The sequence below is a fragment of the Pseudomonas sp. EU05-FHT14B02 genome, assembly GCF_058791055.1.
In genome coordinates this window covers 91,232-107,489 of sequence record NZ_JBYTDD010000021.1, presented here as the reverse complement: position 1 = coordinate 107,489, position 16,258 = coordinate 91,232, and the positions used below count along the sequence as shown (strand labels likewise).

Sequence of the window (16,258 nt, the reverse complement as noted above, 5' to 3'; positions counted from 1 at the left end):
GCTTCAGGGCCAAAGGACTCTCAGAAAAACTCACAGTCATACGTTAGCCCACCTGTGCATGACGCGCCGCCCGGTGCACTTATGAGTGCCAAATGAGTCACAGTTTGCGACCGATGGCTCAAGTCGCCATCCCCGCAGCCGACAGCCTGCTGACAGGAGACTGAAAACCATGCTGCCACCGATGCTCCCCTTGAGTGCCGTGCCGATCACTTCACAGACCGACCCGATCCGTCAGCGTCCGGATATTCCTCCGGTGGTGCCGGTGCAGGAAAGCTCCAGTGAAAGCACGATCGACCTGCAAAAGCGCAATCCTGAGGAGGACGGACTGGTGCTGCGCGAGGAACAGCGCCGCAGGCAGGAGCAGGAACGACGTCGCCACGAAGCTGATAATGACCCGCAGGCTCACCTGGCGATTCCCGGGGATGAACTCAATGCCGACAACACCGTGCCGGTGGCGCCGCTGATGGAAGATCAGCCGCGGCAAGGGTTGTGGGTCGATATCGAGATTTGAGCGCAGGCTGGTCAGCACGGCCGTCAGGCCGCATTATTGGCGCAGGGTTGCCGAACGCTACGGCGGCTTAAACTCATTTCAAGCGATGCACTGACTGCCATGAGCCAAGACGACAAACTGATTGACCTCAATGCCGAGCGCGCCAAGCGTGTTCATGACCTCAATGACAAGCGGCTCAATGAAGTTCGCCAGGCGTTCGAGCAGGCCATGCCATTGGGCAAGGCCAAAAAAAAGCCGAAAAACAAACCGAAAAAGCGCTGAAATCCCCCGCATTCATTGATGCGGGTCAAACTTCTCCCTTCCTCTTGCCCAGTCTCGGGCGACATTGATCCCGGTCAATATTCTCTCCTGCCCGTTTGGTTAACTTAGCCCTATCGCAACAGGGCAGGTACAGGAGACGCGTCATGTTTTTCGACAACGTGGTGATCGCCGGAGTGCTGACTGTCAGCCTCATGTTTGTATTTTTTGCAGGGTTCGGACTTTTTATCTGGAAGGATTCGCACAAGCGGAAATAACCGTCGTTCTTTCTGGATGTAATGAGCACGCAAGGCATTTTGGGCAACTTCGGTTGCCCTTTTTTTTGCCTGCGAAAAACTATCGATAAACACGTAACCTTGTAGGAGCGAGCTCTGCTCGCGATGGACGCCAACGATGACGCGGGCTGACTGAATGTACGCGTTGTCCTTGCGGACATCGGCAATAAAAAAGGCGCGTTCCTTGCGGAACGCGCCTTTTCTGGTTTGGCTGTGTATCAGCTACCCAGTGCCTTCGAGGCCAGCCAGAACAACCCGGCCGACAGGGCCACGGTGGCTGGCAGGGTCAATACCCAGGCCAGCAGGATGGTTCTGACGGTGCCACTTTGCAGGCCGCTCTTGTTGGCGACCATGGTGCCCGCCACGCCCGAGGACAGCACGTGGGTGGTGGAAACCGGCAGGCTGAAGATGTTTGCCATGCCAATCAGGCTGGCGGTGGTGATCTGCGCCGACATGCCTTGGGAGTAGGTCATGCCTTGCTTGCCGATTTTCTCGCCAATGGTCAGTACCACGCGTTTCCAGCCGACCATGGTGCCCAGGCCCAAGGCCAGTGCAACCGCCAGGATCACCCAGAACGGAGCGTATTCGGTGGTGGTGGTCAGGTCCTTGCGCAATTTATCCAGGTCAGCCTTTTCACGCGCCCCGAGCGTTGGCAATTTGCTGACTTTCTTCGCGGTGTCATCCAGGCAGAGCAGGTAACGACGTACTTCGATGCGGCTTTCCGCCGACAGCGAATGGTAGTCGGCTACACCCTTGAGGGTGCCGAGCAGGGCGGTGATGGTCGGTTCGGTCTGTTGCGGGTTGCAACGGAATTTCTCCGGCAGATCGCCATTCAGGCTCTTGCCAAGGGCCAGGAACTCGCCCAGGGTTTCGGAATTGCGCTGGTAGAACTGGCTCAGGTGCAACGTAGCGTCGCGAGTCCGTTCGATCTGGTAGGTCGTGCTGTTCAGGTCGAGGACGAACTGGGCCGGCACGATACCGATCAGGACCAGCATGATCAGGCCTATACCTTTCTGGCCATCGTTGGAACCGTGAACGAAACTCACGGCCATGGCCGAGATCACAAGTACCAGGCGATTCCAGAACGGCGGGTGTTTCTTGTCATCGATCTTGCGGCGCTGTTCCGGCGTCTTGTGCATCTTCGACAGCGGACGCCACCATTTAAGACCGATCAGGACCAGCGCGGCGATCAGGAAGCCTGCCATTGGCGAGAATACCAGCGACATGCCGATATCGATCGCTTTTTGCCAGTTCACCCCGTCGGCCAACGGAATTTCGTTGATCAGGGCGTTGGCCAGGCCCACGCCGAGGATCGAACCGATCAGCGTGTGGGAGCTGGAGGCGGGGATACCGAAGTACCAGGTGCCCAGGTTCCAGGTGATGGCTGCGGCGAGCAACGAGAAAACCATGGCCAGCCCGTGACCGGTGTTCACATTGATCAGCAGTTCTACCGGCAGCAGGTGGACGATGGCATACGCCACGCCGACCCCGCCCAGCAGCACGCCGAGGAAGTTGAACACACCGGAGAAGAACACCGCCAGGTGAGGCGGCATGGCTTTGGTGTAGATAACGGTCGCCACCGCGTTAGCGGTGTCATGAAAGCCGTTGATGAACTCGAAGGCGAGGACAAAGGCCAGGGCGAGCAAGAGGCTCACAAGCACCCAAGCATCCAGTCCGCTGAATAAATCGATCATGAAGGTTTTCTGACCCGGTCATAAGGGGGCGCGATTATGCCAGAAAAGACTGCTAATCAATGCACTAGCTGCTCATCGGTAACATTCTTCAACGAATTTTTTTACCGCAAGACCTGAAAACCCACGATTTTGCTGTGTTTTTTAAGTCATTGATTTAATTGAAAAAATAGACCGTCACAAAACCTTCACAGCCCGGTAAGAAGGGCTTGAACGGTTGTGAGAAAAATCTGAGAAATAGGTCAGATACCAGAAATCTGCCTGATTCGACGACGCTAATGGCCGCTGCCCGCTCGTAGCGGGCGCGAAAGGCAACATCAATACATCCCGCTTTTAACGGGTGCAGAGGCAGGCCCTTGTAAGGATCAGGCCGAAGCGGTCACGGCTCTTCGGCTTTGAGTTCCTTTTCCATTTTTTGAAGTTCTTGCTGGAAAACCTGATCCTGAACGGTGGCGCGTTTACGCCAGGGTTTGCGTTCCGGTTCGGGTTGAGCGGCGTAAGTGGTGACTTCTCCGCCGTAAACTTCCTTGTAACGTTGTTCCTGGCGCTCTAGTTCCGCGCGCAGTTCGTCTTTCGTCACAGTGCTACCTGATTGAGTTGGGATAAATTCTGGTGAAAACGCGCTGCATCAAATCGTTTGATCACGTTCGTCGAGTGGGCAATGCCCGTCAAGGCATCGTTTTTGGCAACAACATGATCAATACTTCCATGTCACAGGCGGCCACGGCACCAGAGATAAACAGCTGACGTAGCTTCAGTTTCCTGTTTCGGCAAGCGCGATGGCAAGGCTGTGCAATGCGGATCTGGCGCTTGCAACGGGCAACGGCGATGGAACATCGCCTGGCCGGGCAGCGGGTTCGGTAAGTAAAAAACCGAAGCGCTACTGAATTCTATTATAGCGGCCGATTTGAAGAACACTATCTCCAAAGAGTTAAAAGTGAATCTTGGTGTGTGACCGTTTTGTTGCTCGAAGCTTTGCGATTAACTAGAACGTCGACGGATACCGCATTGCTGCGATGCCTTTCTGACGCCATTAAATCAGGTAAGTTACGGTAATTGGATTGGCCCATTAAGTCCTGTGTCGAGTCAGCGTAAACATGGGGCGTAAGTCAGCGAAAACCGGACATCAGCGCAGGTGGGGATTTACACGACTGATTGCGATTATCGATCGAGCGTTCGATAATCGCACGGAGTTGGCGGGCCGGGCTTGAGCGCCAAGCACCCGCCCTTTGTAATAGTCGCTGATCCGAATGGGTAAAAGGACCTTTTATGAACGATCAAATGCGCAATTCCTTCGCTTCAGTGGCTCCTCCCATCGTTGCCTCACCTGCCAAACGGATTCAGGCACTGACCGGCGACCCGGATTTCATGACGTCCCTGGCCCGCGGCCTGGCCGTGGTACAAGCGTTCCAGGAGCGCAAACGGCACCTGACCATCGCCCAGATCAGCCACCGTACGGAAATTCCCCGTGCCGCCGTGCGCCGTTGCCTGCACACCCTGATCAAGCTCGGCTACGCCACCACCGACGGCCGCACCTATTCGTTGCTGCCCAAAGTGCTGACCCTCGGCCATGCCTATGTGTCATCTACGCCGCTGGCGGTTTCCGCCCAGCCTTATCTGGACCGCATGAGCGAGCAACTGCACGAGGCCTGCAACATGGCCACGCTGGAGGGTGATGACATTCTGTACATCGCGCGCTCTGCGACCACCCAGCGGCTGATTTCGGTGGACCTGTCGGTGGGCGGGCGCTTGCCGGCCTATTGCACCTCGATGGGGCGGATCCTGCTGGCCGCGCTGGATGACACCTCGCTGGGCGAATACCTCGACCACGCCGAACTGCAAGCCAAGACCAGCCGCACGATCCACACCCCCGAGGCGTTGCTCGAATGTCTGCAAGAGGTGCGACAGCAAGGCTGGTGCATCGTCGACCAGGAACTCGAGCAAGGGCTGCGTTCGATTGCCGTCCCGGTGTACGACGCTTCCGGGCAGGTAGTCGCGGCCCTCAATGTCAGCACTCACGCCGGGCGAGTCAGCCGCAATGAACTGGAACAGCGTTTCCTGCCCGGTTTGTTGAGCGCCAGCCGCGACCTCAGCGCCCAGTTGTTTGCCTAAGCTGTTCGATAAACGCACAGAGTCGCGTTAATCGAATTGACGCTGTTTCCTCCGGATCATTACTGTCGCGGCTTCGTCAGCATCTGCTGGCATCGTTCGACCGCGATCCGGGGAATAAAAATAATGAACCAGCCTCAGTCTGCTGTAGGTAGCTGCCTCGACGTGCAGTCCTTCATCAATGCCCAACCCATTTCGCGCTACCAGTGGCGCGTGGTGATTCTGTGTTTCCTGATTGTCTTCCTCGATGGCCTCGACACCGCGGCCATGGGCTTCATCGCCCCGGCCCTGTCCCAGGACTGGGGTATCGACCGAGCCAGTCTCGGCCCGGTGATGAGTGCGGCGTTGATCGGCATGGTCTTCGGCGCACTGGGCTCCGGCCCTCTGGCTGACCGCTTCGGGCGAAAAGTCGTACTGGTCGGCGCGGTGCTATTGTTCGGTGCTTTCAGTCTGGCCTCCGCCTACAGCACCAATGTCGATCAACTACTGGTGTTACGCTTCCTGACCGGCCTGGGTCTGGGCGCCGGCATGCCGAACGCCACGACCCTGCTGTCGGAATACACCCCGGAGCGCAAAAAGTCCCTGCTGGTGACCAGCATGTTCTGCGGCTTCAACCTCGGCATGGCTGGCGGCGGATTTATCTCGGCCAAACTCATTCCAGCCTTTGGCTGGCACAGCCTGCTGCTGATCGGCGGAGTGCTGCCGCTGATCCTCGCTGTCGTTTTGCTGTTCTGGCTGCCGGAGTCGGCGCGTTACTTGGTGGTGCGCAACCGCGGTACGGACAAAGTACGCAAGGCACTGGCGCCGATTGACCCGGCAGTGGTGGCCCAGGCGTCCAGTTTCAGCGTGCCGGAACAGAAAACCGTGAAGGCGCGCAATGTGTTCGCGGTGATCTTCTCCGGCACCTATAGCGCCGGCACCTTGCTGTTGTGGCTGACCTACTTCATGGGCCTGGTGATCGTTTACCTGCTGACCAGTTGGCTGCCGACGCTGATGCGTGACAGTGGCGCGAGCATGGAGCAGGCCGCCTTCATTGGCGCGCTGTTCCAGTTTGGTGGTGTGTTGAGTGCGGTGGGCGTGGGCTGGGCAATGGACCGGTTCAATCCGCACAAGGTCATCGGCACTTTCTACCTGCTGGCCGGGGTGTTTGCCTACGCGGTAGGGCAGAGCCTGGGCAACATTGCGCTGTTGGCGACACTGGTGCTGGTGGCCGGGATGTGTGTCAACGGTGCGCAATCGGCAATGCCGTCACTGGCTGCACGGTTTTATCCGACTCAAGGGCGGGCCACCGGCGTGTCGTGGATGCTCGGGATCGGCCGCTTCGGCGCCATCCTCGGGGCGTGGATGGGCGCGACGCTGCTGGGGTTGGGCTGGAACTTCGAGCAAGTGCTGACGGCACTGGTGATTCCGGCGGCACTGGCGACGACGGCGGTGGTGATCAAGGGCATGGTCAGTCATGCGGATGCGACCTGACAGTCTGATCCAGAATCTCCTGTGATGTAGATGGCCTCTTCGCGAGCAGGGCTCGCTCCTACAGTTGATCGCAATCCTCTGTGGGAGACAGCCCTGCTCGCGATGCATTTGGGGATAGGTAGCCAGACAACAATGTGTTCGATAATCGAACGCTCAGTCGATTATCGGATTGTTTGGCCTTTTTCAGAAGCTTAACCTTCAGTCATTCCGGCGCTGCGCATCGGCGCCTTCTTCCACTGTCGGTTAACAATAAACGGGAGCCTGCCCCAATGGCTGAAATCCTTTCGCTGCACGACGCGGTGAAGCAATTCGTAAACGACGGCGATACGGTCGCGCTCGAAGGCTTTACTCACCTGATCCCGACGGCCGCCGGTCACGAAATCATTCGCCAGGGCAAGAAAGACCTGACCCTGGTGCGGATGACCCCTGACTTGATCTACGACCAGTTGATCGGTGCCGGTTGTGCCCGCAAACTGATTTTCTCCTGGGGCGGCAACCCGGGTGTCGGCTCCCTGCATCGCCTGCGTGACGCTGTGGAGAAACAGTGGCCCCACGCGCTGGAAATCGAAGAACACAGCCACGCCGACCTGGCCAACGCCTACGTCGCCGGGGCATCCGGCCTGCCGTTCGCGGTGCTGCGTGCCTACGCTGGTTCCGATTTGCCAAAGGTTAACCCGCTGATCAAATCGGTTACCTGTCCATTCACCGGCGAAGTGTTGGCCGCCGTGCCTTCGGTGCGTCCGGATATCACGGTGATTCACGCGCAGAAAGCCGACCGCAAGGGCAACGTGCTGCTGTGGGGCATCCTCGGTGTGCAGAAAGAAGCTGCGCTGGCGGCCAAGCGCTGCATCGTCACCGTTGAGGAAATCGTCGATGACCTCAATGCGCCGATGAACTCCTGTGTGTTGCCAACCTGGGCCTTGAGCGCGGTTTGCCACGTACCTGGCGGCGCGCACCCGTCCTATGCCCACGGTTACAACGAACGCGACAACCGCTTCTACCAGGCCTGGGACCCGATTGCCCGCGACCGTGAAACCTTCACCGCGTGGATCAACGAATACATCCACGGCAGCGCTGACTTCAGCGAGTTCCAGGCCAAACTGGCCGCCGCTTCGGAGGCGAAGTAATGACTTACACCACCAATGAAATGATGACCGTCGCCGCCGCTCGCCGTCTGAAGAACGGTTCGGTGTGCTTCGTCGGTATCGGCCTGCCATCGAAAGCGGCCAACCTGGCGCGCCTGACTTCCTCGCCTGATGTGGTCCTGATCTACGAATCGGGTCCGATCGGTGCCAAGCCAAGTGTATTGCCACTGTCGATCGGTGACGGAGAACTGGCGGAAACCGCCGACACCGTAGTCCCGACCGGAGAGATTTTCCGTTACTGGCTGCAGGGCGGGCGCATTGACGTCGGTTTCCTTGGCGCGGCGCAGGTCGACCGTTTCGGAAACATCAACACCACCGTCGTGGGTGATTACCACGCGCCGAAAGTTCGTCTGCCGGGTGCAGGTGGCGCGCCGGAGATTGCCGGTTCCGCCAAGAGCGTGTTGATCATCCTCAAGCAGTCGTCGCGCTCCTTTGTCGACAAACTCGACTTCATTACCTCGGTCGGCCACGGCGAGGGCGGCGATTCGCGCAAGCGCCTCGGTCTGCCAGGCGCCGGACCGGTGGGGATCATCACCGATCTGTGCATCATGGAACCGGAAGCCGGTACCCATGAGTTCGTGGTCACCGCACTACACCCGGGTGTGACCCGCGAGCAAGTGGTTGCTGCCACCGGTTGGGCGATTCGCTTTGCCGACCAGGTTGAGCAAACCGCCGAGCCGACTGAAGTCGAACTGACCGCGCTGCGCGACCTCGAAGCCCGTACCGCTGCCGCACACGGCCAAGCCCCCGGAGAAGCGTGATGCGTGACGTTTATATCTGCGACGCGATTCGTACCCCTATCGGCCGTTTCGGCGGTGGCCTGTCGACGGTGCGTGCCGACGACCTGGCTGCCGTGCCAATCAAGGCCTTGATGGAGCGCAACCCGTCGGTGGACTGGAACGCCGTGGACGAAGTGTTCCTCGGCTGCGCCAACCAGGCCGGTGAGGACAACCGCAACGTGGCGCGCATGGCGCTGCTGCTGGCGGGCCTGCCGGAAACCATTCCCGGGGTGACCCTCAACCGCCTCTGCGCTTCGGGCATGGATGCCATCGGCACCGCGTTCCGCGCCATCGCCAGCGGCGAGATGGAACTGGCGATTGCCGGCGGCGTCGAGTCGATGTCCCGTGCGCCGTTCGTGATGGGCAAGGCCGATGCCGCTTTTTCGCGCAACATGAAGCTCGAAGACACCACCATCGGCTGGCGCTTCATCAACCCGTTGATGAAAGCCCAGTACGGCGTGGATGCGATGCCGCAGACCGCTGACAACGTGGCCGACGATTACAAGGTGTCCCGCGCCGATCAGGACGCGTTCGCCCTGCGCAGTCAACAACGCACGGCCGCCGCACAAGCCGTCGGGTTCTTCGCCGAAGAAATCGTTGCAGTGCGCATAGCCCACAAGAAGGGTGAAACCGTGGTCAGCCAGGACGAGCATCCTCGCGCCGACACCACCCTGGAAGCTCTGACCAAACTCAAACCGGTCAACGGCCCCGACAAGACCGTCACCGCCGGCAATGCCTCCGGAGTGAACGATGGCGCAGCGGCGCTGATCCTGGCCTCGGCCGAAGCCGTGAAGAAACACGGCCTGACCGCCCGCGCCAAAGTGCTGGGCATGGCCAGCGCCGGTGTCGCCCCTCGGGTGATGGGCATCGGCCCGGTGCCGGCGGTGCGCAAGCTGATCGAGCGCCTCGGTGTGGCGGTCAGCGATTTCGATGTGATCGAGCTCAACGAAGCCTTCGCCAGCCAAGGCTTGGCGGTGCTGCGTGAACTGGGTATCGCGGACGACGCGGCCCAGGTCAACCCGAACGGTGGCGCGATTGCCTTGGGTCACCCGTTGGGCATGAGCGGCGCGCGGCTGGTGTTGACCGCATTGCATCAGCTGGAAAAAACCGGTGGCAAGAAAGGTCTGGCGACCATGTGCGTCGGTGTTGGCCAAGGTCTGGCCTTGGCGATCGAACGTGTCTGACACGCCCCGTCGGCTAACAAGAACTGAGGAAAGTGTAATGACTGACAAGCCTGGATACCGTCGCCCGCAGGCGGGCACTCAGCCGGAATACCTGCACCCGACCTATCAATCCACCAACTTGCGCTCGCCGTCCAAGCCGTTGGTGTTCCTGCCGCATTCGCTGTCGGAAATCACCGGTCCTACCGTCGGTGCCGAGCGCATCAACGAGAAGGATAACGACCTGACCGCCCAGCACGAGGGGCAGCCTCAGGGGGAGCGCATCATCATCCACGGCCGTGTGCTGGATGAAAACGGTCTGCCGGTGCCGGGGATTCTGGTGGAGATCTGGCAGGCCAACGCCGCCGGCCGCTACGCCCATGCTCGCGACCTGCACGATGCACCGCTGGACCCGAACTTCACCGGCACCGGCCGCACCATGACCGACGCCGATGGCTGGTATCAGTTCCAGACCATCAAGCCCGGCGCTTATCCATGGGGTAACCACCACAACGCCTGGCGCCCGGCGCACATCCATTTCTCGCTGTTCGGGCCGAGCATCCTGACGCGCCTGGTGACGCAGATGTATTTCCCGGGCGACCCGCTGCTGGCGTACGACCCGATCTACAACTGCGTGCCTGATACCAGCGCCAAAGAGCGTTTGATCGCCACGTTCGATCTGGAAAAAACCATCCCTTCCTATGCCCTCGGTTATCGCTGGGACATTGTATTGCGCGGCCGCGACGCCACGCCGATGGAGAAATAAGATGACGCTGACTGCGACCACGTCCCACACCGTCGGGCCGTACTACCACATCGGCCTGACCTGGCTGAACCGCGAAAACCTGACCGTCGAACAAACCCTGGGCGAGCGCGTAGCGATCACCGGGCAAGTGGTCGACGGCAATGGCGACATCGTCAACGACGCGATGCTGGAAGTCTGGCAGGCCAACGCCGCCGGCAAGTATGACCACCCCGAAGACGACCAGGACAAACCCCTGGACCCGAACTTCGAAGGCTTTGGCCGGGTGCCGGTAGATGCCGAAGGACGCTTTCGCTTTACCACCATCAAGCCCGGTACGGTCGAGGGCCTCAAAGGCACGACCCAGGCACCGCACCTTGTCGTTCTGGTGTTTGCCCGTGGTTTGGTGAAACACCTGCTGACGCGGATCTACTTTGAAGGCGAGGCGGCCAACGTCAACGATCCGTTGCTGGAGTGCGTGCCGGCCGAGCGCCGCAGCACGTTGCTGGCCAAGAAGGATGCGTCGGGTGTTTATCAGTGGAATGTGATTCTGCAGGGTACCGATGCCGAGACGGTGTTCTTCGACTATTGAGAACGCCGAAATCCTTGTAGGAGCAAGCTTGCTCGCGAAAAAGGTCTGGGCAACGCGGGCATTCAGTCGGCCCGTGTTATCGCTGACATCCTTCGCGAGCAAGCTCGCTCCTACAAGGGATCGTGTTACTGAGCTATCTGTGGAACGGGAGTGTTGCAAAGTGTGTCTAGACTCTCACTGTCCCCATTGAGTGAAAAAACAATGACAACACCCACAGCGCCTATAGCTCTTTATACGGGCGAAGAACGCAGCAAGCGGATCTTCGCCATTGTCGGTGCCTCGTCCGGCAACCTGGTTGAATGGTTCGACTTCTACGTCTACGCCTTCTGTGCGATCTATTTCGCACCGGCCTTTTTTCCGTCCGATAACCCCACCGTGCAGCTGGTCAATACCGCTGGCGTGTTCGCCGCCGGGTTCCTGATGCGGCCGATTGGTGGCTGGATTTTCGGGCGCTTGGCGGACAAGCACGGGCGCAAGAATTCGATGTTGATCTCGATTCTGATGATGTGCTTCGGCTCGCTGCTTATCGCCTGCCTGCCGACTTACAGCAGCATCGGGGTCTGGGCACCGATCCTGTTGCTGTTCGCCCGTTTGCTGCAAGGCTTGTCGGTGGGCGGTGAGTACGGCACTACCGCAACCTACATGAGTGAAGTGGCGCTCAAGGGCCAGCGCGGTTTCTTCGCCTCGTTCCAGTACGTGACCCTGATTGGCGGCCAATTGCTCGCGGTGTCGCTAGTGGTGGTCCTGCAACAGTTCCTCACCGAAGATGACCTGCGTGCCTACGGCTGGCGGATACCCTTCGTAGTGGGTGCCATGGCGGCGCTGGTTTCGCTGTATCTGCGTCGTTCGCTCAAAGAAACCACCAGCAAGGCAATGCGCGAAAACAAGGACGCCGGCAGCATCAGCGCCCTGTTTCGCGACCATAAAACCGCATTCATCACCGTACTCGGTTACACCGCCGGTGGTTCGCTGATCTTCTACACCTTCACCACGTACATGCAGAAGTACCTGGTGAACACCGCCGGCATGCCGGCCAAGACCGCCAGCTACATCATGACCGGCGCGCTGTTCCTCTATATGTGCATGCAGCCGATTTTCGGCATGCTCGCCGACAAGATCGGCCGGCGTAACTCGATGCTCTGGTTCGGCGCCCTCGGCACGCTGTGCACCGTGCCGATCCTGTTGAGCCTGAAAAGCGTGACAAGTCCGTTTCTGGCCTTCGTGTTGATTACCCTGGCGCTGGCGATCGTCAGTTTCTACACCTCCATCAGTGGCCTGGTGAAAGCCGAGATGTTCCCGCCCGAGGTGCGTGCATTGGGTGTCGGCCTGGCGTATGCGGTGGCGAATGCGATTTTCGGTGGTTCGGCGGAGTATGTGGCCTTGAGCCTCAAGGCCGTGGGCATGGAAAACTCGTTCTACTGGTACGTGACGGTGATGATGGCGATAGCGTTCCTGTTCAGCCTGCGTCTGCCGAAACAGGCGAAGTATCTGCATTACGACCTTTGATTTTCACGCGCGGACCGCAGGCCCGCGCCTCCAGGAATTGTTTATGAACCAGCGACCGGGCAATCAATTGTTCGATGCCTATTTCACGGCCCGCGATATGCGTGAGGTGTTCTGCGATCAGGGGCGGGTCCAGGCCATGCTCGATTTCGAAGCGGCATTGGCCCGGGCCGAAGCACGGGGCGGGATGATTCCGTCGAGTGCTGTCGCGCCGATTGAAGCAGCTTGCCGTGCCGGGCTTTATGATTTTGCGATGTTGGGCGAGGCCATTGCCACGGCGGGTAACTCGGCGATTCCGTTGGTCAAGGCGCTGGGCAAGCAGATCGCGGCCACCGATGCCGAAGCCGAGCGCTATGTGCATCTGGGCGCGACCAGCCAGGACGTGATGGACAGCGGCCTGGTGCTGCAACTGCGCCGGGCGCTGGAACTGATCGAGAGCGACCTGGCACAACTGGGGCAGACACTCGCGTCCCAGGCCCAGCGCTACGCGACCACGCCATTGGCCGGACGCACCTGGCTGCAGCATGCGACACCGGTCACCCTCGGCATGAAGATCGCCGGCTGGCTGGGGGCGGTGACCCGCAGTCGCCAACGCTTGGCCGAACTCAAGCCGCGTCTGCTGGTGCTGCAATTCGGCGGTGCGTCCGGAACCCTTGCGGCCCTTGGCGAACAGGCCATGCCGATTGCCCAAGCGCTGGCCGAAGAACTGCAACTGACCTTGCCCGACCAGCCGTGGCACACCCAGCGCGATCGCGTGGTGGAGTTCGGCGCTGCGCTCGGCCTGATCGCCGGCAGTCTCGGCAAACTCGGGCGTGATATCAGCCTGTTGATGCAAACCGAGGCCGCCGAAGTGTTCGAGCCTTCGGCGCCGGGCAAGGGCGGTTCCTCGACCATGCCGCACAAACGCAATCCGGTGGGCGCGGCGGTGTTGATCGGCGCGGCGACTCGCGTGCCCGGTTTGCTCTCGACGCTGTTCAGCGCCATGCCCCAGGAGCACGAGCGCAGCCTCGGTCTGTGGCATGCCGAGTGGGAAACCCTGCCGGAAATCTGCTGCCTGGTGTCGGGCAGCCTGCATCAAGCATTGTTGATCGCCCAAGGGCTGGAAGTGGATGCCGAGCGCATGGCTCGCAATCTCGATTTGACCCAGGGCCTGGTGCTCGCCGAAGCGGTGAGCATCGTCCTCGCGCAGCGGGTTGGGCGCGATACCGCGCATCATCTGTTGGAGCAATGCTGCAAACGCGCCGTGGCTGAACAACGTCACCTGCGTGCGGTCCTCGGCGACGAACCACAAGTGACCGCCGAACTGTCGGCGGCTGAGCTCGATCATCTGCTGGACCCTGCCCATTACCTCGGCCAGGCCAAAACCTGGGTCGAGAGGGCGGTGGCTGAACATTCTGCATTGACTGCCTGAAGGAGACTTGCTGTGGCTTTTGTACAACTCGCCGAGGGCGAACTGCATTACCAACTCGATGGACCGGTCGATGCACCGGTGCTGGTGCTGTCCAACTCCCTGGGCACCGACCTGCACATGTGGGATGCGCAAATTCCGGCGTTCTCCGAACATTTTCGCGTACTGCGTTTCGACACCCGTGGTCACGGCGAATCTTTGGTGACACCAGGGCCCTACAGTATCGAGCAGCTGGGTCACGACGTGCTGGCGCTGCTGGATGCCTTGCACATTGAGCGCGCGCATTTCTGCGGTCTGTCCATGGGGGGGCTGATCGGCCAGTGGCTGGGGGTCAATGCCGGCGAGCGCCTGAACAAATTGATCGTGTGCAACACCGCCGCGAAAATTGGCGATCCGTCGGTATGGAACCCACGTATCGAGATGGTGCTGCGGGATGGTGAGGCCGCCATGGTCGCCCTGCGCGATGCATCGATTGCCCGCTGGTTCACCCCGGATTTCTCCGAGGCCAACCCAGCGGCAGCCAAGCAGATTACCGACATGCTGGCGGCGACTTCGCCAGAAGGTTACGCGGCCAATTGCGCAGCTGTGCGCGATGCCGATTTCCGCGATCAGTTGTCCTCGATCAAGGCGCCGCTGCTGGTGATCGCTGGCACTCAGGATGCGGTCACGCCGCCGTCGGGTGGGCACTTCATTCAGGAACATGTGCCGGGCGCCGAGTACGCCGAGTTCTATGCCGCGCACCTGTCCAACGTTCAGGCCGGCGCTGGTTTCAGCGAACGCGTACTGGCGTTCCTGCTGGCTCGTTGAGGGGAAAACCGTGGACGAGAAACAACGTTACGACGAAGGCATGAAAGTCCGTCGCGCGGTACTGGGCGATGCTCACGTCGACCGCAGCCTGACCACCCTGACCGAGTTCAACTCGGAGTTCCAGGAAATGATCACCCGCCACGCCTGGGGCGACATCTGGACCCGCCCGGGCCTGCCGCGCCACACCCGCAGCCTGATCACCATCGCCATGCTGATCGGCATGAACCGCGAGGGCGAACTCAAACTGCACCTGCGCGCCGCCGCCAACAACGGCGTCAGCCGTGGAGAGATCAAGGAAGTGATCATGCAGAGCGCGATCTATTGCGGGATCCCGGCGGCCAATGCGACGTTCCACCTGGCTGAGTCGGTGTGGGATGAGTTGGGGGTTGAGTCGCGGGAGTAAGCAGTAACGGTGAACAACCTGTGGGAGCGAGCTTGCTCGCGATGGCGTCGGCACATTCACTATTGATGTCGCCTGATACACCGCCATCGCGAGCAAGCTCGCTCCCACATTTGTTTTGTGTTTACAACAGGCTGATCGGGTAGCTGATGATCAGGCGGTTCTCATCGAACTCGTTGTTGCTGTAGTCGCGGCGCATGGTCGAGTTGCGCCATTTCAGGTTCAGGTCCTTCAGCGCGCCGCTTTGCACGGTGTAGCCCAGTTCGCTTTCGCGTCCCCATTCCTTGCCGTCGGTGATGGTGCCGGTGTGCACATTGTCACCGCTGATGTAGCGGTTCATCAGGGTCAGGCCCGGAACGCCCAGGGCGGCGAAGTTGTAGTCGTGACGTACTTGCCAGGATCTCTCCTGGGCATTGTCGTAACTGGAGTTGTAGCTGTCGTTGGCCAGGGTACCGCCGCTGGTACCGTTGACCCGCATCCAGGCGTTGTCGCCGGTGAGTTTTTGCAGGCCGACGTAGAAGGTGTTGCCGCCGTATTTGGCCGAAAACAAGCCGTACATGGTCTTGTTGTCCAGCTCGCCAGCACGGGCGCTGCCGTCATCCTTGCCGTAGAAGAAACCGAGGTTGGCGCCCAGGGTCCAGTCGCCAAGCGGCTGGCTGTGGATCAGATTGATGAACTGCTGGCTATAGATGTCCTTGAGCTCGGCATTCCACAGACCGATCTGGGTGCGTTTGTCGTTGAACGCATATTCACCGCCCTGGAAGTTGAAACGGTCGGAGGTGAACGCGGCTTTGCCGGTCATCGACATGTCGTTCATGCTGCTGTCGTCGCGTGGACTGTTCTGGCGGAACTGGCCGCCGTAGAGCGTCAGGCCATTGATCTCCTTCGACGTGATCTGGCCGCCCCGGAAGGTTTGCGGCAACGAACGACCGTCGTCCGAGCGCAAGATCGGCAACACGGGCATCCACTCACCAACTTTGACTTCGGTCTGCGACAGCTTGGCCTTGAACGCCACGTTGGTGCGGCCGAAGTTGTCCGCCGGGCGGCCGTCGTGGTCCAGCGGCAGCAGTTGCGTACCGCTTGTGCCTTTACCGCCGTCGAGTTTCACCGAATATAAACCGAGCACATCCATGCCGAACCCGACGGTGCCCTGGGTGAACCCGGACTTGGCGTCGAGGATGAAACTCTGCGTCCATTCTTCAGCCTTGCCCTGGGCCTTGGTCGGGTTGGTGAAGTTGCGGTTGATGTAGAAGTTGCGCAGGTTCAGGTTGACCTTGGCGCCTTCGACAAAGCCCGGCTCTTCGGCGCAGGCGGGCAGGGCGGTACTGGCCAAGGCGGCGGCGATCAGGCCGGGAACGAAATATTGTGCGGTGGAAGGCGTCATGGACTCGGGTCTCTCTAATTC

The 16,258-nt window shown here is 60.1% G+C and carries 17 protein-coding genes; 14 read left to right on the top strand and 3 right to left on the bottom strand.

Annotation, left to right across the window (positions count from 1 at the left end; all coding sequences use genetic code 11):
• Positions 1 to 169 precede the first annotated feature (169 nt).
• The 3 genes from AC3WTM_RS19655 (at position 170) to ccoM (ending at position 1,026) form a co-directional block, all read left to right on the top strand.
• Complete coding sequence (locus AC3WTM_RS19655; RefSeq protein ID WP_057716095.1) at positions 170 to 511, top strand: hypothetical protein; 342 nt, start codon at positions 170 to 172, stop codon at positions 509 to 511.
• A 99-nt stretch (positions 512 to 610) separates the two neighbouring features.
• Positions 611 to 772 carry a hypothetical protein gene (locus AC3WTM_RS19650; protein ID WP_008016476.1) on the top strand — a complete coding sequence of 54 codons (162 nt, stop codon included), beginning with the start codon at positions 611 to 613 and terminating at the stop codon, positions 770 to 772.
• Positions 773 to 915: 143 nt separating this feature from the next.
• The gene (ccoM, locus tag AC3WTM_RS19645) at positions 916 to 1,026 is read left to right on the top strand and encodes a cytochrome c oxidase subunit CcoM (RefSeq protein ID WP_007976669.1); all 111 of its coding nucleotides are present in this window, start codon (positions 916 to 918) and stop codon (positions 1,024 to 1,026) included.
• A 236-nt stretch (positions 1,027 to 1,262) separates the two neighbouring features.
• Here ccoM and AC3WTM_RS19640 read toward each other — a convergent pair whose 3' ends face one another.
• Both AC3WTM_RS19640 and AC3WTM_RS19635 read right to left on the bottom strand, forming a co-directional pair.
• Positions 1,263 to 2,738 carry an inorganic phosphate transporter gene (locus AC3WTM_RS19640; RefSeq protein ID WP_102672187.1) on the bottom strand — a complete coding sequence of 492 codons (1,476 nt, stop codon included), beginning with the start codon at positions 2,736 to 2,738 and terminating at the stop codon, positions 1,263 to 1,265.
• Between the two features lie 376 nt (positions 2,739 to 3,114).
• Positions 3,115 to 3,315: a hypothetical protein gene (locus AC3WTM_RS19635; RefSeq protein ID WP_007986337.1), complete on the bottom strand. Its 201-nt coding sequence runs from the start codon at positions 3,313 to 3,315 to the stop codon at positions 3,115 to 3,117.
• A 689-nt stretch (positions 3,316 to 4,004) separates the two neighbouring features.
• Between AC3WTM_RS19635 and pcaR the strand changes: the two genes are divergently transcribed.
• The 11 genes from pcaR to pcaC all read left to right on the top strand — a co-directional run bounded on the left by pcaR (position 4,005) and on the right by pcaC (position 14,856).
• Positions 4,005 to 4,847, top strand: a complete 843-nt coding sequence (pcaR, locus tag AC3WTM_RS19630; RefSeq protein ID WP_057716093.1) for a pca regulon transcriptional regulator PcaR — start codon at positions 4,005 to 4,007, stop codon at positions 4,845 to 4,847.
• A 123-nt stretch (positions 4,848 to 4,970) separates the two neighbouring features.
• Positions 4,971 to 6,317, top strand: a complete 1,347-nt coding sequence (gene pcaK, locus AC3WTM_RS19625) for a 4-hydroxybenzoate transporter PcaK (RefSeq protein ID WP_102672186.1) — start codon at positions 4,971 to 4,973, stop codon at positions 6,315 to 6,317.
• 269 nt (positions 6,318 to 6,586) lie between these two features.
• A complete protein-coding gene (locus AC3WTM_RS19620) occupies positions 6,587 to 7,444 on the top strand; it encodes a CoA transferase subunit A (RefSeq protein WP_008054173.1) in 858 nt (285 codons plus the stop codon).
• Positions 7,444 to 8,223 (top strand): CoA-transferase subunit beta, encoded by a 780-nt coding sequence (locus AC3WTM_RS19615; protein ID WP_102672185.1) that lies wholly within the window; start codon positions 7,444 to 7,446, stop codon positions 8,221 to 8,223. The genes AC3WTM_RS19620 and AC3WTM_RS19615 overlap by 1 nt, the downstream gene beginning before the upstream one ends.
• Entirely contained in the window at positions 8,220 to 9,425 is a 1,206-nt protein-coding gene (pcaF, locus tag AC3WTM_RS19610) for a 3-oxoadipyl-CoA thiolase (RefSeq protein ID WP_173677971.1), read from the top strand. The genes AC3WTM_RS19615 and pcaF overlap by 4 nt, the downstream gene beginning before the upstream one ends.
• Before the next feature lie 37 nt (positions 9,426 to 9,462).
• Positions 9,463 to 10,167, top strand: coding sequence for a protocatechuate 3,4-dioxygenase subunit beta (gene pcaH / locus AC3WTM_RS19605; protein ID WP_102672183.1), 705 nt, complete (start codon positions 9,463 to 9,465; stop codon positions 10,165 to 10,167).
• A 1-nt stretch (position 10,168) separates the two neighbouring features.
• Positions 10,169 to 10,735 carry a protocatechuate 3,4-dioxygenase subunit alpha gene (pcaG, locus tag AC3WTM_RS19600; protein WP_102672182.1) on the top strand — a complete coding sequence of 189 codons (567 nt, stop codon included), beginning with the start codon at positions 10,169 to 10,171 and terminating at the stop codon, positions 10,733 to 10,735.
• Positions 10,736 to 10,936: 201 nt separating this feature from the next.
• Entirely contained in the window at positions 10,937 to 12,241 is a 1,305-nt protein-coding gene (locus tag AC3WTM_RS19595; protein WP_102672181.1) for an MFS family transporter, read from the top strand.
• 43 nt (positions 12,242 to 12,284) lie between these two features.
• Positions 12,285 to 13,649 (top strand): 3-carboxy-cis,cis-muconate cycloisomerase, encoded by a 1,365-nt coding sequence (locus tag AC3WTM_RS19590; RefSeq protein WP_102672180.1) that lies wholly within the window; start codon positions 12,285 to 12,287, stop codon positions 13,647 to 13,649.
• Between the two features lie 12 nt (positions 13,650 to 13,661).
• A complete protein-coding gene (pcaD, locus tag AC3WTM_RS19585) occupies positions 13,662 to 14,453 on the top strand; it encodes a 3-oxoadipate enol-lactonase (protein WP_102672179.1) in 792 nt (263 codons plus the stop codon).
• A 10-nt stretch (positions 14,454 to 14,463) separates the two neighbouring features.
• The gene (gene pcaC, locus AC3WTM_RS19580; protein ID WP_007976697.1) at positions 14,464 to 14,856 is read left to right on the top strand and encodes a 4-carboxymuconolactone decarboxylase; all 393 of its coding nucleotides are present in this window, start codon (positions 14,464 to 14,466) and stop codon (positions 14,854 to 14,856) included.
• A 121-nt stretch (positions 14,857 to 14,977) separates the two neighbouring features.
• Here the strand turns inward: pcaC and AC3WTM_RS19575 are convergent, their stop codons facing one another.
• Entirely contained in the window at positions 14,978 to 16,237 is a 1,260-nt protein-coding gene (locus AC3WTM_RS19575; protein ID WP_102672178.1) for an OprD family porin, read from the bottom strand.
• Positions 16,238 to 16,258 lie beyond the last annotated feature (21 nt).